General features: G+C 71.2%; 21 protein-coding genes and 1 pseudogene. 4 read left to right on the forward strand and 18 right to left on the reverse strand.

Annotated features, from left to right (window positions below):
* Position 1 precedes the first annotated feature (1 nt).
* From pqqD to bpln_RS32330, 6 genes are all read right to left on the reverse strand, one after another.
* The gene (gene pqqD / locus bpln_RS32310; protein ID WP_042629141.1) at positions 2-277 is read right to left on the reverse strand and encodes a pyrroloquinoline quinone biosynthesis peptide chaperone PqqD; all 276 of its coding nucleotides are present in this window, start codon (positions 275-277) and stop codon (positions 2-4) included.
* The gene (gene pqqC, locus bpln_RS32315; RefSeq protein ID WP_042629142.1) at positions 277-1,044 is read right to left on the reverse strand and encodes a pyrroloquinoline-quinone synthase PqqC; all 768 of its coding nucleotides are present in this window, start codon (positions 1,042-1,044) and stop codon (positions 277-279) included. The genes pqqD and pqqC overlap by 1 nt, the downstream gene beginning before the upstream one ends.
* Before the next feature lie 69 nt (positions 1,045-1,113).
* Positions 1,114-2,025 carry a pyrroloquinoline quinone biosynthesis protein PqqB gene (gene pqqB / locus bpln_RS32320; RefSeq protein ID WP_042629143.1) on the reverse strand — a complete coding sequence of 304 codons (912 nt, stop codon included), beginning with the start codon at positions 2,023-2,025 and terminating at the stop codon, positions 1,114-1,116.
* A 123-nt stretch (positions 2,026-2,148) separates the two neighbouring features.
* Positions 2,149-2,226 carry a pyrroloquinoline quinone precursor peptide PqqA gene (gene pqqA, locus bpln_RS38355; RefSeq protein WP_013691668.1) on the reverse strand — a complete coding sequence of 26 codons (78 nt, stop codon included), beginning with the start codon at positions 2,224-2,226 and terminating at the stop codon, positions 2,149-2,151.
* A 285-nt stretch (positions 2,227-2,511) separates the two neighbouring features.
* A complete protein-coding gene (locus bpln_RS32325) occupies positions 2,512-3,498 on the reverse strand; it encodes an NAD(P)H-quinone oxidoreductase (protein ID WP_042629144.1) in 987 nt (328 codons plus the stop codon).
* 41 nt (positions 3,499-3,539) lie between these two features.
* On the reverse strand, positions 3,540-5,009 hold the full coding sequence (locus bpln_RS32330; protein WP_055141303.1) for an NAD-dependent succinate-semialdehyde dehydrogenase: 1,470 nt from the start codon (positions 5,007-5,009) through the stop codon (positions 3,540-3,542).
* 306 nt (positions 5,010-5,315) lie between these two features.
* Between bpln_RS32330 and bpln_RS32335 the strand changes: the two genes are divergently transcribed.
* From bpln_RS32335 to bpln_RS38090, 3 genes and pseudogenes are all read left to right on the forward strand, one after another.
* A complete protein-coding gene (locus bpln_RS32335) occupies positions 5,316-6,269 on the forward strand; it encodes a LysR family transcriptional regulator (RefSeq protein ID WP_042629145.1) in 954 nt (317 codons plus the stop codon).
* Between the two features lie 193 nt (positions 6,270-6,462).
* Positions 6,463-6,738, forward strand: coding sequence for a DUF2164 domain-containing protein (locus tag bpln_RS32340; protein WP_042629146.1), 276 nt, complete (start codon positions 6,463-6,465; stop codon positions 6,736-6,738).
* A 213-nt stretch (positions 6,739-6,951) separates the two neighbouring features.
* A pseudogene (locus bpln_RS38090) lies at positions 6,952-7,147 on the forward strand (VapC toxin family PIN domain ribonuclease); the annotation flags it as partial.
* A gap of 192 nt (positions 7,148-7,339) precedes the next feature.
* Here bpln_RS38090 and bpln_RS32345 read toward each other — a convergent pair.
* A complete protein-coding gene (locus tag bpln_RS32345; RefSeq protein ID WP_055141095.1) occupies positions 7,340-8,251 on the reverse strand; it encodes a LysR substrate-binding domain-containing protein in 912 nt (303 codons plus the stop codon).
* 176 nt (positions 8,252-8,427) lie between these two features.
* Positions 8,428-9,363, reverse strand: a complete 936-nt coding sequence (locus bpln_RS32350; protein WP_226993830.1) for an alpha/beta fold hydrolase — start codon at positions 9,361-9,363, stop codon at positions 8,428-8,430.
* A gap of 204 nt (positions 9,364-9,567) precedes the next feature.
* On the opposite strand from bpln_RS32350, the gene bpln_RS32355 reads away from it, so the two are divergent.
* Complete coding sequence (locus bpln_RS32355; protein WP_055141096.1) at positions 9,568-10,152, forward strand: CGNR zinc finger domain-containing protein; 585 nt, start codon at positions 9,568-9,570, stop codon at positions 10,150-10,152.
* Between the two features lie 162 nt (positions 10,153-10,314).
* Here bpln_RS32355 and bpln_RS32360 read toward each other — a convergent pair whose 3' ends face one another.
* The 10 genes from bpln_RS32360 to bpln_RS32405 form a co-directional block, all read right to left on the reverse strand.
* Complete coding sequence (locus bpln_RS32360) at positions 10,315-11,061, reverse strand: SDR family NAD(P)-dependent oxidoreductase (RefSeq protein ID WP_055141097.1); 747 nt, start codon at positions 11,059-11,061, stop codon at positions 10,315-10,317.
* 286 nt (positions 11,062-11,347) lie between these two features.
* A complete protein-coding gene (locus bpln_RS32365; protein WP_420807391.1) occupies positions 11,348-13,915 on the reverse strand; it encodes a penicillin-binding protein 1A in 2,568 nt (855 codons plus the stop codon).
* A 198-nt stretch (positions 13,916-14,113) separates the two neighbouring features.
* Positions 14,114-17,272 (reverse strand): multidrug efflux RND transporter permease subunit, encoded by a 3,159-nt coding sequence (locus tag bpln_RS32370; protein ID WP_055141098.1) that lies wholly within the window; start codon positions 17,270-17,272, stop codon positions 14,114-14,116.
* 3 nt (positions 17,273-17,275) lie between these two features.
* Positions 17,276-17,827 (reverse strand): GNAT family N-acetyltransferase, encoded by a 552-nt coding sequence (locus tag bpln_RS32375; RefSeq protein ID WP_055141099.1) that lies wholly within the window; start codon positions 17,825-17,827, stop codon positions 17,276-17,278.
* Positions 17,824-18,510: a GNAT family N-acetyltransferase gene (locus tag bpln_RS32380; RefSeq protein ID WP_055141100.1), complete on the reverse strand. Its 687-nt coding sequence runs from the start codon at positions 18,508-18,510 to the stop codon at positions 17,824-17,826. Before bpln_RS32380 ends, bpln_RS32375 begins: the two co-directional genes overlap by 4 nt.
* Complete coding sequence (locus bpln_RS32385) at positions 18,507-19,883, reverse strand: metallopeptidase TldD-related protein (RefSeq protein ID WP_080937531.1); 1,377 nt, start codon at positions 19,881-19,883, stop codon at positions 18,507-18,509. The genes bpln_RS32380 and bpln_RS32385 overlap by 4 nt, the downstream gene beginning before the upstream one ends.
* A complete protein-coding gene (locus bpln_RS32390) occupies positions 19,883-21,316 on the reverse strand; it encodes a TldD/PmbA family protein (RefSeq protein WP_055141101.1) in 1,434 nt (477 codons plus the stop codon). Before bpln_RS32390 ends, bpln_RS32385 begins: the two co-directional genes overlap by 1 nt.
* Positions 21,309-22,943 carry an ABC transporter ATP-binding protein gene (locus tag bpln_RS32395; protein WP_055141102.1) on the reverse strand — a complete coding sequence of 545 codons (1,635 nt, stop codon included), beginning with the start codon at positions 22,941-22,943 and terminating at the stop codon, positions 21,309-21,311. Before bpln_RS32395 ends, bpln_RS32390 begins: the two co-directional genes overlap by 8 nt.
* On the reverse strand, positions 22,943-24,052 hold the full coding sequence (locus bpln_RS32400; protein WP_042629155.1) for an ABC transporter permease: 1,110 nt from the start codon (positions 24,050-24,052) through the stop codon (positions 22,943-22,945). The genes bpln_RS32395 and bpln_RS32400 overlap by 1 nt, the downstream gene beginning before the upstream one ends.
* A complete protein-coding gene (locus bpln_RS32405) occupies positions 24,006-25,058 on the reverse strand; it encodes a microcin C ABC transporter permease YejB (protein ID WP_042629156.1) in 1,053 nt (350 codons plus the stop codon). Before bpln_RS32405 ends, bpln_RS32400 begins: the two co-directional genes overlap by 47 nt.
* Between the last annotated feature and the right edge of the window lie 2 nt (positions 25,059-25,060).

Raw genomic sequence — 25,060 nt, forward strand, 5'->3', positions numbered from 1 at the left:
CTCAGCCCAGCTCGATCCAGTGCTTCTGGTGCGCGACGAGCATGAACTGCTCGACGTCGTCGCCCAGCTCCGGCACGCCCGGGAACTGCACGTCGAGCTCGGCGATGATCGCCGCGACGCTGCGCTCGCCGTCGATCAGCGCGCCGATCAGCGCCGCGCTCTCGTTGAGCTTGATCATGCCCTCGGGATAGAGCAGCACGTGCGCGTCCTGGGCAGGTTCGAACTGGAAGCGGTAGCCGCGACGCCACGTCGGCGTCCGTTGTCGATCGAAGCTCATCACGCGATTCCCTTGATTCCCTTGTGCCAGACCCGCTCGGCGGTCACGGTGTGATACGGAGGACGATTCAGTTCGTAAGCCATCGACATCGCGTCGAGCATGCTCCAGAGGATGTCGAGCTTGAACTGCAGGATCTCCAGCATACGCTGCTGGGCCTCGAACGTCGTGTAGTGGGCGAGCGTGATCCGCAGGCCGTGCTCGACGTCGCGGCGCGCCTGGCCGAGCCGCGAGCGGAAGTATTCGTAGCCGCGCGGATCGATCCACGGGTAATGCCGCGGCCAGGTGTCGAGCCGCGACTGGTGGATCTGCGGCGCGAACAGCTCGGTCAGCGAGCTGCTGGCCGCCTCCTGCCAGCTCGCGCGGCGCGCGAAGTTCACGTAGGCGTCGACAGCAAAACGCACGCCCGGCAGCACCAGCTCCTGCGAGCGCAGCTGGTCCGGATCGAGCCCCACCGCCTCGCCGAGCCGCAGCCAGGCCTCGATGCCGCCGTCCTCGCCGGGCGCGCCGTCGTGGTCGATCAGGCGCTGGATCCATTCGCGGCGCACCTCGCGGTCGGGACAGTTGGCGAGGATCGCCGCGTCCTTCAGCGGGATGTTGACCTGATAGTAGAAGCGGTTCGCGACCCAGCCCTGGATCTGCTCGCGCGTCGCGCGCCCTTCGTACATCGCGACGTGGAACGGGTGATGGATGTGATAGAAGGCGCCCTTGGCGCGCAGCGCCTGCTCGAACTGCTCGGGGTCGAGGGCGGGTTGGGCGGTCTGGCTCATGTCGGTTTCGTTTCCAGTGAGTCGGTGGCGGCGGGCGACGGTTAGCCGGCAGCCGGCGCGGGCCGCGGATCAGAGTTCGATCCGCATGCCGTCGAACGCGACCTCCACCTGCCGGCGCGCGAGTTCGGCGCGTTCCGGCGAGCGTTCGTCGAGGATCGGGTTCGTGTTGTTGATGTGCGTGAGGATCTTGCGCTGCGCCGGGAAGCGTTCGAGCACCTCCAGCATGCCGCCGGGGCCGCTCTGCGCGAGGTGGCCCATTTCACGGCCGGTGCGCGTGCCCACGCCGCGGCGGCGCATCTCGTCGTCGTGCCAGAGCGTGCCGTCCACCAGCAGGCAGTCGGCCGCAGCCATGCGCGCGGCGAGTGCGTCGTCCACGGCGCCGAGCCCCGGCGCGTAGAACAGCTTGCCGCCACTGCGCAGGTCCTCCACCACCAGGCCGATGTTGTCGCCCGGATGCGGATCGTGCCGGTGCGGCGAGTACGGCGGCGCCGCGCTCTGCAGCACGAACGGCGTGAAGCGCAGCCCCGGGCACGCGGCGATCGTGAAGTCGCGCCCGGGCGCGATCGGGTTCCAGCGCAGGCCGCCGTTCCAGTGGCCGAGCATCGTGAACAGCGGAAAGCCGGTGCTGAGGTCCTCGTGGACCATGTCGGTACACCAGACGTCGAGCGGGCAGCCCTCGCGCAGGCTCAGCAGGCCGGTGGTGTGATCGATCTGGCTGTCCATCAGCACGATCGCGGCGATGCCGGTGTCGCGCAGCGCACGGCCCGGCTGCAGCGGCGCGAACTGCTGGAGCTGCGCGCGGATGTCGGGCGAGGCGTTGCAGAGCACCCACGAGACGCCGTCGTCGGAAATCGCGAGCGACGACTGGGTACGCGCGCGCGCCTCGATGGCGCCGCTGCGCAAGCCCGCGCAGTTCGCGCAGTTGCAGTTCCATTGCGGAAAGCCGCCGCCCGCCGCGGAGCCCAGGATCTGTATGTGCATGCGTGATGTCGTGAAGGGCCGCCGGGGCCGCGAGAGCGCGCCGCGAAGGCCGCGCGGCCGGCTCACAAGAAAAACAGCCCCGGCGAACCGAGGCTGGTCATACGGCCTTGCAGGAGGGGCGAATCAACGATTCGAGATGTACATCGTGATTTCGAAACCGAGACGCAGGTCGGTGTAGGCGGGCTTGATCCACTTGGACATGGCGATTCTCCATTGGGGCGATACGGGGGTGCGGGCCGTCCGGCACCGGGCCGGACACGAACGGAACCGGAAACAGATGACGCGGCCGCGGCGGCTGCCGTGCGATCGCGTTCGCTATCGAACAGGTCCGGTGCCAATCCTACCACTTTGTCCGGAATGGTGAATCGGGGCGCCCCGAGGCCCGCCGGACGGGCCCCGGCGGGTGGGCGGGCGGGCGCGCCATCCACCGCGAGCGCACTGCCGGCCCGCCTGCCGGCGCGGCACGCCTCCCCTCGCCGCCCCACTTCAGTCCATCGTCAGGATGATCTTGCCGACGTTGGCGGCCGACTCCATCCGGCGGTGCGCGTCGGCCGCGCGCGCCAGCGGGAACGTGCTGTCCACCACCGGCTCGAGGCTCGCGCCGCCCGAGAAGCGCGCGAGCCAGTGCTCGCGGAAGCGCCGCACCATCGCGTGCTTCTCGGCCTGCGGGCGCGACTTCATCACGGTGCCGAGGATCTGCAGATGCCGGTACAGGATCGTCTCCAGCGCGACGCCAACCTCCCCGCCGCCGCCGAGGATGCCGACCTGCACGAGCCGGCCGCCGTCGGCGAGCGCGGCGAGGTTGCGCGCGAAGTACGGCGCGCCGATGAAATCGATCACCACGTCCACGCCGCGCCCGCCCGTCTCGTGCGCGATCACCTCGGCGAAATCGTGCGCGCGGTAGTCGATCGCGAGGTCGGCGCCGAGCTGTTCGACGCGCTCGCGCTTGCCAGCGTCGGCGGTCGCGAACACCTTCGCGCCCGTCGCGTAGGCGAGCTGCACGGCCGCCGAGCCAACCCCGCCCGCCGCCGCGTGGATCAGCACGCTGTCGCCGCGCTGCAGGCGGCCCAGATGCAGCAGCGCTTCGTGCGCGGTGACGAACACCTCGGGGATCGCCGCCGCGTGGATGTAGTCGAGCGCGGCCGGCACCGGCATCGCCATCCGGTAATCGATGCGCGCGACCTCGGCATAGGCGCCGCCGCCCACCACGCCCATCACGCGGTCGCCCACCGCGAAGCCGGCCGTGTCGCGCCCCGTTTCGATCACCTCGCCGGCGATCTCGAGGCCCATCAGCGTCGAGTCGCCGAAATCGGGCCGGCCGTAGCCGCCGCGCCGGTGGGTGAGATCGGCGCGATTCACGCCGGCCGCGTGGACCCGCACCAGCAGGTCGGTGGGGCGCGTCTCGGGCGCGGGCAGCTCGGCGAGTTCGAGCACGCCGGCGTCGCCGAAGCTGGGGAAGACGATGGCTTTCATGATGGGGTTGCCTCGATGTGGATGAAATTCGCGGGCCGGCTTCATGCCTGGCTGATGAACTGATTGACCAGATACGGCGCGATGCCCTCGACGCCGCCCTCCGAGCCGTGGCCGCTTTCCTTGATGCCGCCGAACGGCAGCTCGGTCGCGACGATCCGGTACTGGTTGATGCCGACCATGCCGGCCTCGAGCCCGTCGCCGACCGCGAGCGCGGTGCGCGCGCTGCTCGTGAACGCGTAGGCGGCCAGCCCGTAGGGCAGCCGGTTCGCCTCGGCGAGGCCCGCCTCCAGCGTGTCGAACCGCATCAGCACGGCGATCGGACCGAACGGCTCCTCGTGCATCACGCGCGCGTCGGCCGGCACCTCGGCCAGCACGGTCGGCTCGAAGAAGAAGCCGTCGCCCGCGATGCGGCGCCCGCCCGCCAGCACGCGCGCGCCGCGCGCCACCGCATCGGCCACCAGCGCCTCGACCTTGGCCAGCTGCCGTGCGTTGGCAAGCGGCCCCACCTGGGTGTCGGGCCGCAGGCCGTCGCCCACCACCAGCGCGCGCGTGGCCGCCACGAACTGCTCGACGAACGCGTCGTAGGCGCGCCGCTGGATCAGGAAGCGCGTCGCCGAAATGCAGACCTGCCCGGTGCCGCGAAAGCGGTTCGCCGCGCCGCCGCTGGCCGCGTGCGCGAGATCGGCGTCGTCGAACACGAGCACCGGGCCGTGGCCGCCCAGTTCGAGCGTGACCGGCTTGACGCCCTCGGCCGCGCGCGCCGAGAGCAGGCGCCCGACCGGGGCCGAGCCGGTGAACGCCACCTTGCGGATCGCGGGCGAGGCGATCAGCCGGCGCGAGACCTCGTCGGGCACGCCGAACACCACTTGCAGCACGCCCTTGGGCAGGCCCGCGTCGTCGAGCGCGCGGGCCAGCGCGAGCGCCGTGGCCGGGCTTTCCTCGCCGGGCTTGAGGACCACGCTGCAGCCGGCGGCCAGCGCGGCCGAGAGCTTGCGCGCCGGCGTGATGGCCGGGAAGTTCCAGGGCGTGAACGCGGCCACCGGGCCGATCGGCAGGCGCTTGACGAGCTGCTGCACGCCGGGGCGGTTCGACGGCACCACGCGGCCGTCGATGCGGCGCGCCTCTTCCGCGAACCATTCGAAATAGTCGGCCGCGCGCAGCACCTCGTCGCGGCTCTCGGCGAGCGGCTTGCCTTCCTCCAGCGTCAGCAGCGTGGCGATCCGCCCGGCGCGCTCGCGGATCAGCGCCGCCGCGCCCTTCAGCACGCGGGCGCGCTCGGCCGGCACCGTGCGGCGCCAGACGGCGAAGGCCCGCGCCGTGGCGTCGAGCGCGCGGTCGAGGTCGGCCGCCGTGGCCAGCGGCACGCGGCCCAGCTCGCGGCCGCTGGCCGGATTGATCACGGGCGCCGTGGCGCGCGCGCCGGCCGGCAGCCATTCGCCGTCGATGAACAGGTGCAGCGCGTCGTAGGCGGCTTCGGTCGCGGCGTCGGGGCTGGAAACAGGATGTGTCATGCGCTTCTCCAATCAGTAATCCGAATTGATTCATGACGAAGCCGGCACGCGAGGCATCGGGCCGCCGGCGGCTTCGGTAAGGCTGGAGCCGCCCCGCCGGATCGGGCGGAGCCGGGCGTCGAACCATGCCGTGCAGTCTAGGGGCGACGGGCGCGCCGGGTTAGCCGCGCGGGAGGGAAACAATCTTGTCCGCCACAGCAGAATCGGAACGCCGAAACGGCTTGCCGGAACGGCGCGGCGAATTCATCATGCACGCTCGTCGACGGGCCGCGGCCGGCCCGGGCCAGCCGCAACCAGGGAGCGCATATGGACAAATTCCACAACATGTCGGTGTTCGCGAAGGTAGTCGAGATGGGCAGCTTCACGGCGGTCGCGAATCATCTCGACTCGACGGTCGGCAACATCTCGCGCGCCGTTTCCACGCTGGAAGAAACGCTGGACACGCGGCTGCTGCACCGATCGACGCGTCGCCTGACCGTCACCGACGCGGGCCGGCGCTTCTACGAGCGCTGCGCCGCGATCCTCGCCGATCTCGACCATGCCGAGGCCGAGGCGCGCGACGCGCTGCTCGAACCGCGCGGCCTGCTGCGCGTGCACAGCGTGCCGGGACTCGGGCGCGGGCTCGTCACGCGCGCCGTGCTCGCCTACCGCGCCGCGTTCCCGCAGGTCAGCGTCGACCTGCGCCTGTCGCAGCGCATGCCGAACCTGCTCGAGGACCAGCTCGACGTGTCGATCGTGATCGCCCGTGCGCTGCCCGATTCGGCCTACGTCGGCCAGCGCCTCGGCAGCAGCCATTGCGTGCTGGCGGCCTCGCCCGCCTATCTGGCCGCGCATCCGGCGCCGGCGCGGCCCGAGGATCTGGCCGATCACCGCTGCGTGCTGCTGGCCACGGTCGATTACGCGCCCGACGTCTGGCAGCTGCACGGCCCGCACGGCGAGGCGACGTTCCGGCCCGCCGGCCCGCATCTCGCCGTCAACGACATGGAGGCGATGGCCACCGCGCTGCGCGAGGGCGCCGGCATCGGCCTGATCGCCGGCTTCGCGGCGCTCGACGAACTGCGCGCGGGACGGCTCGTGCGCGTGCTGCCCGGGTTTCATACGCATCAGCGCAACGTTTACGCGGTCTACTCGTCGCGCCAGTTCGTCGATGCGCGTATCAAGCGCTTCGTCGAACTCGCGCGCACCGAGCTGGGCGAGGCGCTCGATGCCTGCGCGCGGGAGCTGGGTATCGCGGCGGACGAGGCCGTGGCGGGGCGTTGAGCCGGCCGCCGGCTCGGCGGGGCGTCGAATCGGCGGCCGAACCGGCTTGCATGCCAGACGCCCGAGCCGGCGGCGGCGCCGGACCGCACGGCGCCCACCAGACCACCTCGCCCAGCGTCCACCGGGCGCGGGATTCGCGGGCCGCGCGATGCGCTAAGATCCGCACTCTCCCCCTTCGCGCAAGGCAACCGGCATGGGCATCGAACTGACGAAACCGACACGCGACGAAGCCATCGCTTCGCTGCAACGCTACTTCGAAGAGCACATGGACGAGCCGATCGGCAACGTCACGGCCGGCGCGCTGCTCGCGTTCTTCCTCGAGGAAATCGGCCCGTCGATCTACAACCAGGCCGTGGCCGACGCGCAGGAACATTTGCAGCGGCGCGTGATGGAACTCGATTTCGAAGTCCACGAGGAAGAATTCCCTTACTGGCCGAAGCACGCGCCGAAGCCGAAGACACGCAAGTAGGGGCGCGACGGCGTGTTGCCTTTTCTGAAATCAGGGCGGACAAATCCGGACATTCGAGCCGGCATGGGTAGCGCGCGAGGCAAGGCCTCGTGCGGCGAAGGAATCCGGATTTGCCGCTGCTCCGGAACGCAGGACCATCACATGAAACATGATGTTGCGTGCCTTCGGGCGCGGGATGGTCGCAACCGGGATGGTCGCGACGAGTCGCCGAGCCGCGGCAATCCGATCGCGCCGATTGAAGACATCCCCATGGCCGCGTTCGATGCCGCCGCGCGGTGGCATACGGGCCGGTGCGCGAAGCCACGCGCTCGACAACTTGATCGCCGCGCACGCGATTGCACTCGACGTCATTCTGGTTACCAACGACGCGCGTGATTTTGCCGGTGATCCGGGCATCAAGCTCGAGAACAGGATCCATCCTTGGGAAACAGCCCGCCGAGGGATGGCGTGGGTGACATGGCATCGGGCGAGTCAAGGCGGCTTACCGGACGCGGACCTCGATCATCAGCGGCAACTTCCCGAAGCATCGCGCTACTCGGCGAGGCGGGCGCCGGGGCCGCGACGACTCAAGCTTGAAGGTTCCGGACCTTCACGCCCGGCCTCACGCACCCACCTGCCCCAGCAACCATTCGCGGAACGCCACCACCGGCGCCTCGTTCTCGCGCTCCTTGCGATAGACGAGGTAATAGGCCAGCTCGCAGGTCTGCGCGAGTTCGAACGGGCGCACGAGGCGCCCTTCGGCGAGGTCGCGTTCGACCAGCGTGGTGCGCCCGAGCGCGACGCCGTTGCCCGAGATCGCGGTCTGGTAGGCGGCGGCCGAATCGCTCAGTTGCAGGCCGCGATCGCAATCGACGTCCTTCAGGTGGCCGGCCTTGCCCAGCCACGAGCGCCAGGTCGGGAACACGCCGAAGTCGCTCATCGAGATGTCGTGCAGCAGCCGGTGATGCCGCAGCTCGGCCGGGCTCGTCAGCGGATGCTCGCCCCGCATCAGCGCGGGGCTGCAGACCGGAAAGAAATCGTCGCGCAACGGGTAGGTCGACACCATGTCGGGCCATGCGCCGCGGCCGTAGCGAATGCCGACGTCGATCCGCTTCGTGGTGAAGTCGACCAGTTCGCGGCTCGTGTCGATGCGCAGGTCGTAATACGGATGCTGCGCCTGGAACGACTCGACGCGCCAGAGCAGCCACTTGTCGGCGAACGCGGGCGGCACCGTGACCGTGAACACGATCCGCGACTTGCTCGCGCGCAGCCGCTCGACCGCCGTTGACAGCAGGTCGAAGCCCGCCTGCAGCTCGGGCAGCGCGACGCGCGCCGCGTCGGTCGGCGTCAGGCGCGACGGCCCCGAACCCGCGCGATGGAACAGCTCGACGTCGAGGTAGCTCTCGAGCCCGCGGATCAGCTGCCCGACGGCGGCCGGCGTGACGTTCAGCTCGGCCGCGGCGGCCGGATAGCTCAGGTGCCGCGCCACCGCCTCGAAGGCGCGAAGGGCGTTCAGGTTGTTCGGTGCGCGCATGATCGGGGCTCGACGAAAGGCTGAGGGAACGCTCGGGCGTCGAGCGGATTGTCCCAGCGGCCCCGCGGCCGGTCAATCGCGCGGCGGGCGGCCTGCGGAGCTGCCCGCCGCGCGTTTGGCCGCCGCTGGCGCCCGCATCGAGCGCGCGCCAGATACGCCCCGGCGGCGGCCAGGGTTCAACGACGCGGCACGTTGCGGTCGAGGAACTGGTGGATCACCGGCGCGATCTCGGCGACGTGCGTTTCGAGCGCGAAGTGGCCGGTGTCGAAGAAACGCACTTCCGCGTTCGGCACGTCGCGCTTGAACGCCTCCGCGCCCGGCGGCAGGAAGAACGGATCGTTCTTGCCCCACACCGCGAGGATCGGCGGATGGTACTTCCGGAAGTAGGCCTGGAATTCCGGATAACGCGCGACGTTGCTCGCGTAATCGCGGAACAGGTCGAGCTGGATCTCGTCGTTGCCGGGGCGCGCGACGAACGCGGCGTCGAGCGTGTAGGCCTCGGGGGCGATTGCATCCGGATCCTTCACGCCGTGCGTGTACTGCCACCTGATCGCCTCGGGCTTCAGGAACTCGCGCAGCGCGTCGCGGTTTTCCCCGGACGGATCCTTCCAGTACTTCTGGATCGGATTCCAGCCTTCGCTCAGGCCTTCCACGTAGGCATTGCCGTTCTGCGAAATGATCGCCGTCACGCGCTCCGGATGCGCGACCGCGAGGCGCCAGCCGACCGGCGCGCCGTAGTCGAACACCTGCAGCGCGTACTTGTCGAGGTGCAGCGTTTCGGTGAAGTGGTCGATGGTGCTGGCGAGGTGGTCGAACGTGTAGGCGTACCGGCTGCGGTCCGGGCTCTGCGTGAAGCCGAAGCCGGGCAGGTCCGGCGCGATCACGTGGTAGCGGTCGGCCAGGCGCGGAATCAGGTCGCGGTACATGAACGACGAGGTCGGGAAGCCATGCAGCAGCAGCACGGTGGGCGCCGACGGGCTGCCGGCCTCGCGGTAGAACACCTTGACGTCGTCCACCTGCACGTAGTGATGGCTGACCACCGGCACGGCGGCGGCCGGCGCGACGTGCGAGGCGGCCGCTTCGGCGTCGCCGCCCACGACGCCGACCGTCATCAGCGCGCCCATCAGCAGCTTGTTGATCTTCATGGCAAACCTCCAGTTATCGGTAATGAATCGACAGGGAAATGTCGTGGACAGGTGTCGCGGTTTTTGTGTAACCATCAACAACGTTTTTGAAGGTTACCGATGCGAGCAGTAACCTGTCAACAGAAATTTTATGAGTTACAATCCGTCCATCGACTTTTCCGGGAGGGCAGGATGAGCACCGAAACCTCGACGGGCGCGCCGCCGGTGCTGTTCGTCGGCGACAACCTCGCGCTCGATTTCATCAACACCGCCTATGGCGTCGGCGACGGGCGCTGCGACCACCTCACCAGCGACGCGAGCGTGATCGAGTGGCTGCGCCAGGCCGGCGCGCTGCCCGACGACCATCGCGATACCGCGCCGCCGGGCCTGCTGGGCGCCGCGCTCGAGCTGCGCACGGCCGCGCGCCAGCTCGTCGAGAAGCGCCAGGCCGGCAAATGGGGCGATCCGGCCGCGCTGAACCACGTACTCGGGTTCGGCAGCCGGCATCTGGAACTGCAATGGAAGAAGGGCGGGCAGCCCGAGATCGTGTCGCGGCAGACCGCCCTGCACCCGGCCGCCACGCTGCTGCCGGTGGCCGAGGCGCTCGCGCGGCTGCTCGCCGACGTCGATTTCACGCTGGTGCGCAAGTGCGAATGCGAGGACTGCACGCTGATGTTCCACGACCGCACGAAATCGCACCGGCGGCGCTGGTGCAGCATGGCGATGTGCGGCAACCGCATGAAGGTGGCCGCCTATCGCGCGCGGCAGAAAGCCTGAGACGGCCCCGCGCGCGACACGACGCGACTCACGACATGCAGCCGGCCCCGGTCCTGACGGAACCGGGGCCGGCTTCGTTGCGCCTTCGGATCTTCCAACCTCGAACCCATCAGGTGTCCGAATCATTGCGCGGGTTATCGCGCAAACCACACCCGCGTCGGATCAGATCTGCGAGAGGCCGCCGTCCACCACGAGTTCGGCGCCCGTCACGTATGACGCGTCGTCGCTGGCGAGGAACAGCGCCGCCTTCGCGACCTCCACCGCCGCGCCGATCCGCTTGAGCGGCACGGCCGCCGCGAGCGCCTCGCCCGACTTCTGCAGGTCCGCTTCGGGGATGCCCATCTTGCTCGCGAACGGCGTGGCGATCGGGCCGGGGCTGACCGCGTTCACGCGGATGCCGCGCGGCGCGAGTTCGGCGCCGAGCGAGCGCACCAGCGAACGCACGGCGGCCTTGGTCGCCGACAGGATCGACAGGCCCGGCGTGCCGACCTCGTTCAGGAACGAAGTGGTCACCACGATGCTGCCGCGGTCCACCAGATGCGGCGCCGCCTTCTGGATCGTGAAGAACAGGCCCGTCACGTTCAGCGCGAACTGCTCCTCGATCTGTGCGGCGGTCACGGCCGCGAGCGGCGCGGCCCTGCCGGCGCCCGCGTTGGCGAACACCACGTCGATCCGGCCATGCGTCTCGACCACCTCGGCGATCGCGCGATCGATCTGCGCCGCGTCGCGCAGGTCGGCCTGCAGCGCGGTGACCTGATCGCCCAGCTCGCGCTCGGCGTCCTTCAGGCGCGCCGCGTTGCTGCCCACCACCACCACCTTCGCGCCTTCGTCGCGAAACAGCTTCGCGGCTTCCAGGCCGATGCCCGAGGTACCGCCCGTGATCAGTGCCACCTTGTTTGCCAGCTTCATGATGTTGCTCCTTCAAGTGCGTCGAGAGGGGGTTTCGGCGGGTGCCGTGCGTGGCGTCCCGTTGGCTCGACTATCGTCGCCGGCCGCCGCGGCGTCGAACGAGAAGATCTGGCGAGGCCGGATAGAAAAACTATCCGGGGGTGAACACCGCCCGGCCGCGGGCGCGGCGGCGGCACGATGGCGCCGGGCGTGGTGACCGGCGGGCGCGCGGCCGAGCTGGTCGGCCGCGCTCACGGGCGCCGGGCATCGCTCCACGCGCGCGGGCATGGGGCGATGCCGGCGTGTCCTATTGGGCGCCGCCGCCGCCCGCGCCCGCGGACGGCGTATCAGGTGTCGGCGTCGGCGATTCGGACGGCGCCTCGGTCGGCAAACCATTGCCCGCGCCGCCATCGCTGCCGCCGGTTCCAGCGTTGCCGTTGCCGCCATGCCCGCCGTTCGCCGGCGCCGCCGGCAGCAGCGGCGGCGCCGACGCGCTGAAGGTATCGACGCCCGACGCCGACGGCGCCCGACGCGTGCCCGGCGTCCCCGTGGTACTCGTGGCCCCCGCCGCGCCGGACGCGCCGTTCAGGAACGCGCCGAGCGGGTCCGACGCCGCCTCGGCCGGCACGGCGGCGGCGCTCGCCGCACTGGCCGCGCTCGCGGCGCTGGCCGCCTGCTGCGCCGCGTCCGGCGCGGGCGCCGGGGCCGGTCCGCGCGAGGCAGCGGGCGCCGCCGGTTTCGGCGACCTGGCCGGGAACAGATAAGCGATCCAGTCGTCGAGCTTGCCGCGCAGCGTGTCGAAGAAGCCCGGCGGCGTCTCGGTGTCGAACTTCGCGTGCGCGTCGATCAATCTGGCCCGGAACGCGCGCTGGTAGAAATCGCCGACCATCGGCAGCGCGCTGCGCGCGCCCTGCCCCCAGGTGTCGCCGAGCGTCACGCGCCCGTCGTCGAAGCCCACCCATGCGCCCGCCACCAGCTGCGGCTGGATCAGGATGAACCAGCCGTCGGTGTTGCCCTGCGTGGTGCCGGTCTTGCCGGCCACGTCGGCGCGGATCCCGAAGCGCGAGCGGATCGCCGCGCCGGTGCCGCGATTGATCACGCCGCGCATGGTTTCCACCAGCGTGCGCGCCGCGTCGGGCGCGAGCGCGCGCTCGGGCGGCGCCGGCGCGAATTCGGCCAGCACCTGGCCGTCGCGGTCCTCGATGCGCGTGACCATGCGCGGTTCGACGTAGCCGCCGAGGTTCGCGATGGTCGCGTAGCCCGACACCATCTCCTTCAGCGTGACCGGGCTGGTGCCGAGCGCGAGCGACGGCACCGCCTCCAGCGTGCTGTCGCGCACGCCCATCGCGCGCGCGAGCCGCGCGACCTTGGCCGGCCCGACCTGCTGCATCAGCTGCGCGGTGATGCGGTTGCGCGAGTAGGCGAGCGCGTCGGCCAGCGTCATCGGCTTGCCGGTGGGCGGCTCGACGTCGTCGGGGCGCCAGATCTCGCCGCCCTTCAGCGGAATCTCGACCGGCTGGTCGATGAACGTGTCGGTGGGCTTCGCGCCGTCCGCGAACGCGGCGCCGTAGACGAACGGCTTGAAGGTCGAGCCCGGCTGGCGGCGCGCCTGCTGCACATGGTCGAACGGCTCGGTGGCGAAGTCGCGGCTGCCCACCCAGGCACGGATCGCGCCGTCGCGCGGATCGATCGCAACGAAGCCGGCCTGCAGGTCTGCCTTGGCCTTGCAGAGGTTGCGCAGGAACTCGCGATCGTGGCCGAGCGCCTTGAGCGCCGCGTCGTCGTCGGCGCCGCCGTCGCGCGCGGCCTTGTATTCGGGCGATTCGCGCATGAAGGTCTTGAACAGCGCGTTGCCCGGCGCGCAGCCGCTGCCGGCGTTCCAGGCGCCGTTGGCGATGCCCTGCAGCTGGTTGGCCTGCAGCTTCAGGGCCTGGGTGGCCATCGCCTGCAGCCGCGAGTCGATCGTGGTGCGCACGACGAGGCCGTCCGAATAGACGTTGTAGTCGTTGCGGTCGGCCCAGCCGATCAGCCATTTCTTCAGCTGCTGCGCGAAATGCGGCGCCGGGCCGGGCGGCTCCTTCTGGCGCTCGAAGTCGATGCGCAGCGGCTTCTTCTGCAGCACCGCGAACTGCGCGGGCGAGAGCTTGCCGTATTTCACCATCTGCCCGAGCACGGTGTTGCGCCGCTGCAGCGCGCGCTCGGGGTTGATCACCGGGTTGTAGTAGCTGTTGCCCTTGAGCATGCCCACCAGCGTCGCGCTGTCGAGCACGTCGAGCTGGTCGGCCGACTTGTCGAAATAGGTGCGCGCGGCCATCTCCACGCCGTAGGCGTTGTAGAGGAACGGCACCGTGTTCAGATAGGTCTCGAGGATCTGCTGCTTGTTGTAGACGGCCTCGATCTTCAGCGCCGTGATCGCTTCCTTGAGCTTGCGCGTGAGCGTGGGCGCGCGGCCGATCTGGTCGGGATAAAGGTTGCGCGCGAGCTGCTGGGTAATGGTGGAGCCGCCCTGCCGGTCGCCCGAGAACGTGTGCAGCGCGGCGCCGGCGGTGCGCCGCCAGTCGAGGCCGTGGTGCTGGTAGAAGCGGTGGTCCTCGGTGGCGATCAGCGCGTCCACCATGTGCGGCGAGATGTCGGCCAGCGCGACCCATTCGCGGTTCGACGGCTTGAACTCGGCGAGCAGCTTGCCGTCGGCCGACATCACCTGGGCCGGCGCGTCCACGCGCGCCTTGCGGATGTCGCCGATGCTCGGCGTGAACGGGATCAGGATCAGCACGTAGAGCACCAGCAGCGCCGGCGGCACGGCGCAGGCGATCAGCACGCCGCGGCGCGTCGGGCGCCGGATCTGCGCCCACAGCGCGGCGAGCGCCTGCGCCACGGGCGGCCGGGCGCGCGCGACGGCGGCGGCCACGACAGGCTGGACGGCGGCCCGCCACGCGGCGGCACGGGCAAGCAGACGGGACACGAAACGACGATTCACGCGAAACACCCGAGGAGGCGAAAGCGTGCATCGTATCAAAGCCGGTGGCGGCGGCCGGCACGCGACGGCGGTGAGCGGGCGGCGCCCGCCGGGCGCTCAGGCCGACGTCGCGCCGCCGCCGCGATCGACGTCGGCCGCCTCCGCCACCCCGCGCGCGCGGCCCAACCCGGCCACCAGCCGATAGGCGAGCGGCGCGAACGCAAGCCCGAACAGCGTGGCCGCCAGCACGCCGCCGAACGCGCCGGTGCCGATCGAGCGCCGGCTCTCGGCGCCGGCGCCGGTCGCGAGCACGAGCGGCACCACGCCGAGCAGGAACGCCATCGAGGTCATCACGATCGGCCGGAACCGCAGCGCGGCCGCGTCGAGCACCGCCTCGCGCAGCGCGGTGCCGCGCCGGTGCGCGTCGCGCGCGAACTGCACGATCAGGATCGCGTTCTTCGCCGCCAGCCCGATCACGGTGATCAGCCCGACCTTGAAATAGACGTCGTTCGGCAGGTCGCGCGCGAGCGCCGCGGCCAGCGCGCCGGCCGCGCCGAGCGGCAGGATGGTCAGCACCGCGAACGGCACGATCCAGCTCTCGTAGAGCGCGGCCAGCACCATGAACACGGCCAGCACCGACAGGCCGATCAGGAGCGGCGTCTGGCGCGCGGCCTCGCGCTGCTCGCGCGCCGCGTCCACCCAGTCGAAATCGATGCCGGCCGGCAGCGCCGCGGCAAGCCGCTCCATCTGCGCCATCGCCGCGCCCGAACTGACGCCCGGCGCGCTGCGGCCGCTCACGTCGAGCGACGGATAGCCGTTGAAGCGCGACAGCGCCACCGGCCCCACGCTCCAGCGCCGCGTGGCGATCGCCGAGAGCGGCACCATCTGGCCGCCGTGGTTCGGCACCATCAGCGCCATCAGCGCGTCGTCGGACATGCGCGCGCCGGCGTCGGCCTCGACGATCACGCGCCGCATCCGGCCGTTGGCCGGAAAGTCGTTGACGTAGTTCGAGCCGAAGGTGCCGCCGAGCAGGCTCGACAGCCGCTCGAACGGCACCCCGAGCGCGTAGGCCTTGGCGCGGTCGATCTCGAGCTCCACGCGCGGGCCGTCGGGCTGGTCCTCGGTGCGGATCGCGGCGAGCCGCGAGTCGGCGCGCGCCGCCGCCACCAGCTGCGCGCGCGCCGCCTTCAGCGCGTCGAGCCCCACCCCGCCGCGGTCCTCGAGGCGCAGCGTGAAGCCGTCGCCGTGGCCGAGGCCCGGCACCGGCGGCGGCAGCGACACGTCGACGTCGGCGTCGACGATCTTCGCGAACGCGCCGTTGAGCCGGTCGCGCAGCGCCAGCGCGCCGGTGCCGCGGCGCGCCCAGTCCTTCAGCTCGACGAACGCCATCGCCACGTTCTGGCCGCTGCTCGCGAAGCTCCAGCCGATCACGCTCGTCACGTTGGCCACCGCCGGCTCGCGCGCGAGGATCGACTCGACGCGCTCGACCACGGCCAGCGTGCGCGCCTGGGTGGCGCCGGCCGGCAGCTGCAGCATCACCTGCAGCTGCCCGGTGTCCTCCGCGGGCAGGAAGCCGCCCGGAATCATCCAGGCCAGCAGCGCGCAGAGCGCGACCAGCGCCGCGTAGACGAGCAGCACCGGCCGCGGCCGGTCGATCGTGAACGCCACCAGCCGGCGGTAGCGCGCGCCGAGCCGGTCGAAGCCGCGCGAGAACGCGTCGGCCGCGCTCGTGGCGAGCGCGGGTACGCGCCGCCGCGCGGCCGGGCCGCCCGCCGCGACCGGCTGGAGCAGGCTCGCGCACAGCGCCGGCGTGAGCGACAGCGCGACGAACGACGACACCGCCATCGACGCGATCATCGCGATCGAGAACTGCCGGTAGATGCCGCCCACCCCGCCGGGGAAGAACGCCATCGGCACGAACACGGCGGTCAGCACCGCCGTCACGCCCACGATCGCGCCGCCGATGCGCCGCATCGCGCGCCGCGTGGCCTCGCGCGGCGGCAGCCCCTCGTCCTCCATGATGCGGTGGACGCTCTCGACCACCACGATCGCGTCGTCCACCAGGATGCCGATCGCGAGCACCAGCCCGAACATCGTGAATACGTTGATCGACAGCCCGAATGCCCACATCGCCACGAACGCGCCCATCAGCGTGACTGGAATCACCACGGCCGGCACCAGCGTGTAGCGCAGCCCGCGCAGGAACACCCACATCACGAGGAACACGAGCACCACGGCTTCGACGAGCGTCAGCACCACCTCGTCGATCGCGAGCTTGACGAAATGCGCGCTGTCGAACGGCACGCGGATCTCGGCGCCGGGCGGCAGGCGCTTCTGCAACGCGGCGATCCGCGCGTGGATCGCGTTCGAGGTGTCGAGCGCGTTGCCGCGCGGACCGAGCTGGATACCGATCGCGGCGGCCGGCTTGCCGTTCAGGCGCGACCAGTACGAGTAGTCGTCGCGGCCGATCTCGATGCGCGCGACGTCGGCCAGGCGCACCGCCGAGCCGTCGGGCTGCGCCTTCAGCACGATCCGGCCGAACTCGGCCGGCGTGGCGAGCTGCCCCTTCACGATCACCGAGGCGGTCAGCTGCTGGCCGGGCTCGAACGGCGTGTCGCCGATCGCGCCGGCCGTGACGGTGGCGTTCTGCGCGCTCACCGCCGCGATCACGTCGTCGGCGCCGAGCCCAAATTCGCGCAGCTTCATCGGATCGAGCCAGATCCGCAGCGCGACGTCGGCGTCCCACAGCGTGGCGGCGCCCACGCCCGGCACGCGCTTGATCTCGCGCAGCAGGTTGCGGGTCAGAAAATCGCCGAGCGTGGTGGAATCCTGGCCGCCTTCGGTGGACGCCAGCGTGACGAGCATCAGGAACGTGTTGGCCGACTTGAAGACGTCGATGCCCTGCTGCACCACCTGCTGCGGCAGGCGCGCCTCCACCTGCTTGAGGCGGTTCTGCACCTCCACCACGGCGATGTCGGGGTCGGTGCCGGGCTCGAAGGTCACGTCGATCTCGAGGTTGCCGTGGCTGTCGCTGGTGGTTTCGTAGAACTGCAGGCGGTCGATGCCGTCGAGGCTCTCCTCGATGATGCTGGCCACGTCCTCGTCGACGGTCTCGGGCGCGGCGCCCGGGTAGGTCGCCGACACCACCACGCGCGGCGGCGCGAGGCGCGGATACTGCGCGACCGGCAGCTGCGGGATCGCGAGCAGGCCGGCCACCACGATCGCCAGCGCGACGATCCAGGCGAACACCGGGCGGTCGATGAAAAACGACGGCATCGATCAGCTCCGTTGCGTGACCGGCACGAGCGGCGGCGCGCCGGTCACGCGCGCCATCGACAGCACGTCGGCCAGCTCGCCGTCGCGAACCGCGAACGCGCGCTGGCGCGCCTCGACCACGAAGCCGAAGCGCGCGTAGAGGTCGATTGCGCGATGGTTGTCGTCGAACACGGTCAGCTCGATGCGTCGCAGGCCCAGCGCGCCATCGGCGGCGGCCAGCATCTCGCGCATCAGGCGCGCGCCGATCCCGCGTCCGGCATGCGCGTCGTGGACGGCGATGCCGAAGCTGGCCGCGTGGGCGCGCGGCGCCGGCTGCACGAACAGCGCGACGTGGCCGACCACCTCGCCGCCCGCCACGGCACAGAGCGCGAAGCCGCCGGTGGCGCCGCGTTCGAGCGGCTCGTGCCAGGCAGCGATCGTCTCGGGCGCGCGAAACGGCATCGCCAGCGTGTTGCGCAACGCGTGCGGCTGCTGGTGGATCGCGGAGATGGCCGCCGCGTCGGCGCCTTCGTAGGGGCGCACGATCACGGCCGCCGCGAGCGCGCGCTCGCTCATGCGCGACCCTCCCGCAGCGGATCGCGCGGATCGCGTGGATGGTCCGTGCCGCCATTCGAAGCGTTCACGTCGTTCGAGACCGGCGAAGCGTCCGGCGCGCGCGCCGCCGGATCGGCGGGTGCCGCCTCCGGCATCGGCGCGCGCAGCCGCGCGAGCATCCGCAGATCGACCAGCGCGCCATCGCGCAGCAGGCCGCCGCGCCGGAACCCCTCGGTCTCGAAGCCGAAGCCGGCGTAAAGCGCCAGCGCGGCCGTGTCGTCGGCGTGCAGGTCGAGTTCGAGCCGGCGCAGCCCGAGCCAGCGGTCGGCGAAGCGCAGCATCTCGCGCAGCAGCGCTGTGCCGACGCCGCGACGCCGCCAGCCGTCGTGGACGGCCAGTTCGAGCGTCGCCGCGTGCTGGCGGCGCAGCCGCAGCGGCGCGAGTTCGCCGAAGCCGGCCAGCGTGCCGTCGGCCCAGGCGCCGAAGCCGTGACGCTGCGCGAGCAGCTTGCCGAGCCAGTCACGCCGCCAGGCGAGCGAGCGATGCGGCGCCTCGATCCGCCACGCGGCCACGGCCGGCCGCGACAGCAGCGCATGCAGCGCCTCGGCGTCGTCGCCGCGCAGCGCGCGGATCACCACCGGCGCGTGCGCCTCGCGGCCGGCCGTGGGCGGGGCCGATGCCGGGGCGGCCGCGCGCTCGCTCACAGCGTCAGCGCGAAGTTGCGCGCGAGCAGGCCCGGCACGCTCGCGCCGACCGTCTCGCGCTCGTCGTAGGTGCCCTCGCCGAGCAGCAGGCGCGGCGTGGCGCCGAGCCGCTCCAGCTCGCCGCCGAACAGCGAATAGAAGCTGTCGTCGAAGCGCATCGCCTCGACCGGCGCGACGATCCGGCCGTCCTCGACCCAGAACGTCGCGAAGCGCGTCATGCCGGTCATCCGGCAGTGGATGCGGTCGGAGAAGTTCAGGTACCAGAGATTGCCGACGTAGAGACCGGTGCCGAGCGCGTCGAGCACGTCGGCATCGGCGAGATCGCCGCCCGCGATCGCGAGCGACTCGGGCACCTCGCGCGCGGCGGCGCCGTTCGGCGCCAGGCCGTGCTCGCGCGCGGTGCGCGCGCTGACCAGTTGCGCGGTGCCGCGCCCTTCGACCACGAGCGGCACGCTCTCGCGCCGGTAGCCGTCGGCGCTGAACGCGGGCGCCACGCCGAGCGAGAGATCCTCGCGGATCGACACGCGCGGATCGAGCGCCGTTTCGCCGTCGTAGAGCCGCTGCAGCGCGCCGCGCGCGCTGCGCTGGGCGCGCGCCGAGAAGCCCGACCAGCCGGCCAGGTCCACCATCTCGCGCACCGCGGCCGGCTCGAACCAGGTGCGGTAGCGGCCCGGCGCCAGCGCCTTCGGCGCGCGGCCGAGCACGGGCAGCCGCGCGGCGGCCTCGTCGAGCTTCGCGGCGAACGTGTCGTCCTGCCAGTCGTCGCCGGCGTAGACGGACTTGATGGCGCGCCCGCTCGGGTCGTACAGCGACCAGCTGAAGTTGAAGTTCTCGACCTCGTGCCAGCCGCGGCTGCCGGTGGACGACGCGAAGCCGCGCGCGACCGTGCCGCCGGCGTGGAAGCCGACGAAGTCGAGCCCGCGCGCGCATTCGGCAACGCGCGCGGCCAGCGCGTCGGCATCGGGCAGGCGCCCCTGGCGGCAGGTGGTGTGGACCCAGCTGCTGGTGTCGAACAGCAGGTGCGGATCGTCGGCGGCGTCGCGCACGGCCTCGCGCAATCCGGCCAGCGCCTCGGCCAGCTCGGCGTGGTCGGCCGCCCGGTCGCCGCTCAGCGTCTGCATCTGCGCGGCCTGCCGCGCGCCGGCCACGAGCCGCACCGTGAGCCGGCCCTGCAGCACGCGGCCGGTCTGGCGCACGCGCGCCGCGTTGAAGCGCACGAAGTCGGACTGCTCGCCGGCGAACCAGAGCAGGATCGTCTCGCCCGGCTGGCGCAGCGCGTCGGCCTGGTCGGCGAGCTGCATGAAGTGGGCATGCCAGTCGATCGAGCCGGCACGGTTCGCGGCGCGCACCGCGCTCATCAGCGAATCGTCCATCAGGCGCCTCCGAACACGTCGACGTCGGCGAACACGCAGGCCGGCGAGGCATGCCCGACGCGAATGATCTGCGCCGGCTCGCCCTTGCCGCAATAGGGCGTGCCGTGGACGCCGAAGGTGCTGGCGTCGCCCACGGCGCGCAGGCTGCGCCAGAAGCCGGCCGAGATGCCGCGATAGTTGGGCTTGCGCACCACCTGCGTGAGCCGGCCGTTCTCGATCAGCTGGCCGTATTCGCAGCCGAACTGGAATTTGTTGCGGTGATCGTCGATCGACCAGGAGGTGTTGGTGCGCATCAGGATGCCGCGTTCGGTGCCGGCGATCAGCGCGTCGAGCGATGCGTCGCCGGGTTCGATGTTGAGGTTCGCCATGCGGTCGATCGGCGGGCGGTTCCAGCTCGAGGCGCGCGTGTTGGCAACGCCGGGCAGCCCGGCGCGCCGCTGCGACAGCGCCCCGCCGAGCGGCCGTTCGAGGATGCCGTCGCGGATCAGGTAGGCGCGCTCGGCGCGCATGCCGTCGTCGTCATAGCCATACGACGCGGCCTCGCCGGCCACCTCGGGCGCGAACGTGACGTTGAGCAGCGGCGAGCCGTAGCGGTAGCTGCCGAACATGTCGGGCTTCACGAAGCTCGAGCCGGCGAAGTTGCGCTCGTCGCCGAGGATGCGGTCGAGTTCGAGCGGATGGCCGATCGACTCGTGGATCTGCAGCATCATCTGGTCGGGCATCAGCAGCAGGTCGCGCGGGCCGCTCGGGCAGTTCGGCGCGGCCAGCAGCTGCAGCGCCTCGGCCGCCACGCGCGCGCCGGCGCCGTCGAAGCCGGCGCGCGCCAGCAGCTCGGCGCCGCCCTGCGCGAGCAGACCGCCGCCGCCGAGCGAGCGCATCTCGGTGTCGCCGTCGGCATGCGCGACCACCTGCAGCTCGGGCGCGGCGAACGCGAAGCGCTGCACGATGCGCACGCCGTCGCTCGTCAGGTAGAACTGGTCGGTGTCGATCAGCAGCAGGCTGGCGGTGCGCTCGACGATGCGCGCGTCGAGCGCGGCGGCGGCGCATTCGTGCGCGAGCCGGTCGACCCATTCGGCGCGCGTGGGCCGCGCGGCGTCGACGCCGGGCGAGGCGAAGCTGCCGTCCTGCGCGGGGCGCGCGGCGCCGCGATGGTCGATCAGCGACCAGGCCGCGCTGGCCCGCGCGCGCGCGATCGCGACGTCGAGCGCGGCCTGCAGGCCGGCCGGCGACAGGTCGGGCGTGGCCGCGTAGCCGGCGCCCGCGCCGCACCAGGCGGTCAGCATCGCGCCGCGGTCGCGGCTGCGCTTGAGCGGCTCGGCCACGTCGTTGCGCACCGCGTGTTCGTCGGTCCGTTCGTCGACCACGCGCAGCGACCAGAAATCGGCGTCGCCGCGCAGGTTGCGGGCCGCCTCGGCCCAGCGTGTTTCACTCATTCGCGCTCTCCTCGGCCGCGCGCGGCGCCGCGAGCAGCGACGACGCGAGCAGCGCCCTGGTATAGGCGTGGGACGGCGCGTTCAGCACGTCGAGCGCGTCGCCCGACTCCACCACCCGGCCGCTCTTCATCACGATCACCCGGTGCGCCATCGCGCGCATCACCGCGAGATCGTGGGTGATGAACAGATAGCTGAGCCGGTATTTCTTCTGCAGATTGGTGAGCAGGTTCAGCACCTGCTTCTGGATCGACACGTCGAGTGCGCTGGTGGGCTCGTCGAGCACCAGCAGCTCGGGCTCGACGGCGAGCGCGCGCGCGATCGCGATGCGCTGCCGCTGGCCGCCCGAGAACTCGTGCGGGTAACGCAGCATCGCCTCGCCCGGCAGGCCGACTTCCTCCAGCAGCGCGGCGATTCTCGCACGCCGTGCCGGCACCGTCATCCCCGGCCGGTGCAGCGTGAGCCCCTCGCCGACGATCTGCTCGACGGTCATGCGCGGCGACAGCGAGCCGAACGGATCCTGGAACACCACCTGCATGCGCCCGTACAGCTCGCGCTTGCCGCGCGCGCCGCGCACCTCGGCGAGCGGCAGCCCGTCGATCTCGATCGCGCCGGCGGCCGGCCGCTGCAGGCCGAGCACCGCCGAGGCCAGCGTCGACTTGCCCGAGCCCGATTCACCGACGATCCCGACCGTCTCGCCGCGCCGCAGCGTGAGGCTCACCTCGTGGACGGCGCGAAAGGCGGTCTTGCCGAACAGCGAGGCAAGGCCCTTGCCGGCCGTGCGGTAGTCGACGGCCACCTCGCGCACGTCGAGGATCGGCCGCGCGTCGGGCGCCACCGGCTCGACCGCGCGCACCGGCTCGCTGTCGAGCAGGCGCCGCGTATACGGATGCTGCGGGTTCGCGAACAGCTCGGCGGTGGCGTTGGTCTCCACCAGCACGCCCTTCTCCATCACCGCGACGCGCTGCGCGAAGCGGCGCACCAGGTTCAGGTCGTGGGTGATCAGCAGCACCGCCATGCCGCGCGTGGCGGCCTCCTGCTCCTGCAGCTCGATCAGCAGGTCGACGATCTGCTGGCGCACCGTCACGTCGAGCGCGGTGGTCGGCTCGTCGGCGAGCAAGAGGCGCGGCCGGCAGGCCAGCGCCATCGCGATCATCGCGCGCTGGCGCTGGCCGCCCGACAGCTGGTGCGGGAAGCTGTCGATGCGCCGCTCCGGCTCGGGAATCCCGGTGCGGCGCAGCAACTCGATGCCGCGCGCGCGCGCCGCGCCGGGCCGCAGCCCCTCGTGCAGGCGCAGGCTCTCGGCGATCTGCTTGCCGACCGTGTAGAGCGGGTTGAGCGCCGTCATCGGCTCCTGGAACACCATCGCGACGTCGGCGCCGCGGATCCCGCGCATCTGCTGCTCGCTCTTCGCGAGCAGGTCGTCGCCGTCCAGCAGGATGCGCCCCGACAGCTCGGCCTCGCGCACCAGGCGCAGGATCGACAGCGCCGTCACGCTCTTGCCCGAGCCCGACTCGCCCACCAGCGCGACGCGCTCGCCGCGCGCCACGGACAGCGAAAGATCCTGCACGGCGGCGCGAGCGCCGAACTTCGCCGAGAAATGCTCGATCTGCAACAGCGGTGCCGTCATCACTTGCCCCCGCCGAAAGCCGAACCGCGCGTGCGCGTGTCGAGCGCGTTGCGCAGCGCGTCGCCCATGAAGGTCAGCAGCAGCAGCGTGATGACCAGCGCGGCGAACGCCGAGATCGAGATCCACCAGGCGTCGAGGTTGCTCTTGCCCTCCTGCAGCAGCTCGCCGAGGCTCGGGGTGGGCGGCGGCACGCCGAGCCCGAGGAAGTCGAGGCTGGTCAGCGACAGGATCGCCGCGCTCATGCGGAACGGCAGGAACGTGATGACGGGCGTGAGGCTGTTGGGCAGCACGTGGCGCCAGATGATCTGGCCGCTGGTCAGGCCCATCGTGCGCGCGGCCTTCACGTAGTCGAGCGCGCGGTTGCGCAGGAACTCGGCGCGCACGTAGTCGGACAGCACCAGCCAGCCGAACATCGACAGCAGCAGGAACAGCAGCCACAGCGACGGGTTGAAGATCGAGGCGAAGATGATCAGCAGGTAGAGGTCGGGCATCGCGCTCCAGATCTCGATCAGGCGCTGGCCGATCAGGTCGGTGCGCCCGCCGTAGAAGCCCTGCAGCGCGCCCGTGGCAACCCCGATCACCACGCCCGAGATCGTCAGCGCGAACGCCATCAGCACCGACAGCCGGAACCCGTAGAGCAGCCGCGCGAGCACGTCGCGGCCGAACTGGTCGGTGCCGAGCCAGTTGCTGGCCGAGGGCCGCGCCGGATACGGGTTCGCGGCGAAGTAGTCGATCGTGTCGTAGCGGTAGCGGCTCGGCGGATAGATCGCGAAGTTGCCGTGCGTCTCGATGCGCTCGCGGATGTACGGGTCGAGGTAGTTGGCCTTGGCCGGGAAATCGCCGCCGAACAGCGTCTCGGGGTAGTCCTTCACGATCGGGAAGTAATAATGCCCTTCGTAGCGCACCACCAGCGGACGGTCGTTCGAGAGCACCTCGGCGAACAGGCTCACCACGAACAGCGTGGTGAAGATCACGAAGCTCCAGTAGCCGAGCGGCTGGCCGCGAAACCGCCGCCAGGTGCGCCGCCACGGCGACGGCGAGGCCTGCAGGCCGGCCACCGGATCAGTGGTCCAGGCGGGAGAATTGGATGCGGGGGTCGACGAGGACATAGCAGACGTCAGCGATGAGTTTGGTGATGAGGCCGATCAGCGTGAACAGGAACAGCGAGCCGAGCACGACCGGGTAATCGCGGCGGATCACGGAGTCGTAGGAGAGCTGGCCCATCCCGTCGAGCGAGAACAGCGTCTCGATCAGCAGGTTGCCGTTCAGGAACGCGCCCACGAACGCGGCGGGCAGGCCGGTGACGAGCGGGATCGCGGCGTTGCGCAGCACGTGCTTCCAGAGCACGTCGCGCTCGGGCGCGCCCTTGGCGCGCGCGGTCAGCACGTATTGCCGGCCGATCTCCTCCAGGAACGTGTTCTTGGTCAGGATCGTGACGATCGCGAAGTTGCCGACCACGGCCGCCGTGACCGGCAGCACGATGTGCCAGAGGTAGTCGAGCACCTTGCCGGCCAGCGACAGGTCGGCGAAGTTGTCGGAGGTGATGCCGCGCATCGGGAACACCTGCCAGAACGTGCCGCCGCCGAACAGCATCAGCAGCAGCACGCCCAGCACGAAGCCGGGGATCGCGTAGCCGGTCAGCACCATCACGCTCGTCACGGTGTCGAAGCGCGAGCCGTTGCGCACCGCCTTGGCGATGCCGAGCGGCACCGCGATCAGGTAGGTGAGGAGCACCGTCCAGAGCCCGAGCGTGATCGACACCGGCAGCTTGGAGCGGATCACCGACCACACGCTGCGGTGCGCGTAGTACGACTGGCCCAGGTCGAAGCGCACGTAGCTGCGGAGCATCATCAGGTAGCGCGTGAGCGGCGGCTTGTCGAAGCCGAACTGCTTCTTGATCTGCTCGATCTGCTGCGGGTCCACGCCCTGGCTGCCGTGATAGCCGCCGCCGCTACCGCCGCCCTCGCCGCCGCGCGCGCCGCCGTGGCGCAGCTGCGTGAGCACCTGCTCGACCGGCCCGCCCGGCACGAACTGCGTGACCACGAAGGTGATCGTCACCACGCCGAGGATGGTCGGGATCATCAGCAGCAGGCGTCTGAGTATGTAGGCGAGCATCG

The sequence above is a fragment of the Burkholderia plantarii genome (assembly GCF_001411805.1).
GTDB classification, from domain to species: domain Bacteria; phylum Pseudomonadota; class Gammaproteobacteria; order Burkholderiales; family Burkholderiaceae; genus Burkholderia; species Burkholderia plantarii.

Coding starts and splice junctions, on each gene's coding strand:
- pqqC (WP_042629142.1), bottom strand. CDS start 1,044: ATGAGCCAGACCGCCCAACCCGCCCTCGACCCCGAGCAGTTCGAGCAG.
- bpln_RS32385 (WP_080937531.1), bottom strand. CDS start 19,883: ATGGACGATTCGCTGATGAGCGCGGTGCGCGCCGCGAACCGTGCCGGC.
- pqqA (WP_013691668.1), bottom strand. CDS start 2,226: ATGTCCAAGTGGATCAAGCCCGCCTACACCGACCTGCGTCTCGGTTTC.
- pqqD (WP_042629141.1), bottom strand. CDS start 277: ATGAGCTTCGATCGACAACGGACGCCGACGTGGCGTCGCGGCTACCGC.
- bpln_RS32360 (WP_055141097.1), bottom strand. CDS start 11,061: ATGAAGCTGGCAAACAAGGTGGCACTGATCACGGGCGGTACCTCGGGC.
- pqqB (WP_042629143.1), bottom strand. CDS start 2,025: ATGCACATACAGATCCTGGGCTCCGCGGCGGGCGGCGGCTTTCCGCAA.
- bpln_RS32345 (WP_055141095.1), bottom strand. CDS start 8,251: ATGCGCGCACCGAACAACCTGAACGCCCTTCGCGCCTTCGAGGCGGTG.
- bpln_RS32405 (WP_042629156.1), bottom strand. CDS start 25,058: ATGCTCGCCTACATACTCAGACGCCTGCTGCTGATGATCCCGACCATC.
- bpln_RS32335 (WP_042629145.1), top strand. CDS start 5,316: ATGGACAAATTCCACAACATGTCGGTGTTCGCGAAGGTAGTCGAGATG.
- bpln_RS32325 (WP_042629144.1), bottom strand. CDS start 3,498: ATGAAAGCCATCGTCTTCCCCAGCTTCGGCGACGCCGGCGTGCTCGAA.
- bpln_RS32375 (WP_055141099.1), bottom strand. CDS start 17,827: ATGAGCGAGCGCGCGCTCGCGGCGGCCGTGATCGTGCGCCCCTACGAA.
- bpln_RS32350 (WP_226993830.1), bottom strand. CDS start 9,363: ATGACGGTCGGCGTCGTGGGCGGCGACGCCGAAGCGGCCGCCTCGCAC.
- bpln_RS32370 (WP_055141098.1), bottom strand. CDS start 17,272: ATGCCGTCGTTTTTCATCGACCGCCCGGTGTTCGCCTGGATCGTCGCG.
- bpln_RS32400 (WP_042629155.1), bottom strand. CDS start 24,052: ATGTCCTCGTCGACCCCCGCATCCAATTCTCCCGCCTGGACCACTGAT.
- bpln_RS32395 (WP_055141102.1), bottom strand. CDS start 22,943: ATGACGGCACCGCTGTTGCAGATCGAGCATTTCTCGGCGAAGTTCGGC.
- bpln_RS32390 (WP_055141101.1), bottom strand. CDS start 21,316: ATGAGTGAAACACGCTGGGCCGAGGCGGCCCGCAACCTGCGCGGCGAC.
- bpln_RS32340 (WP_042629146.1), top strand. CDS start 6,463: ATGGGCATCGAACTGACGAAACCGACACGCGACGAAGCCATCGCTTCG.
- bpln_RS32330 (WP_055141303.1), bottom strand. CDS start 5,009: ATGACACATCCTGTTTCCAGCCCCGACGCCGCGACCGAAGCCGCCTAC.
- bpln_RS32355 (WP_055141096.1), top strand. CDS start 9,568: ATGAGCACCGAAACCTCGACGGGCGCGCCGCCGGTGCTGTTCGTCGGC.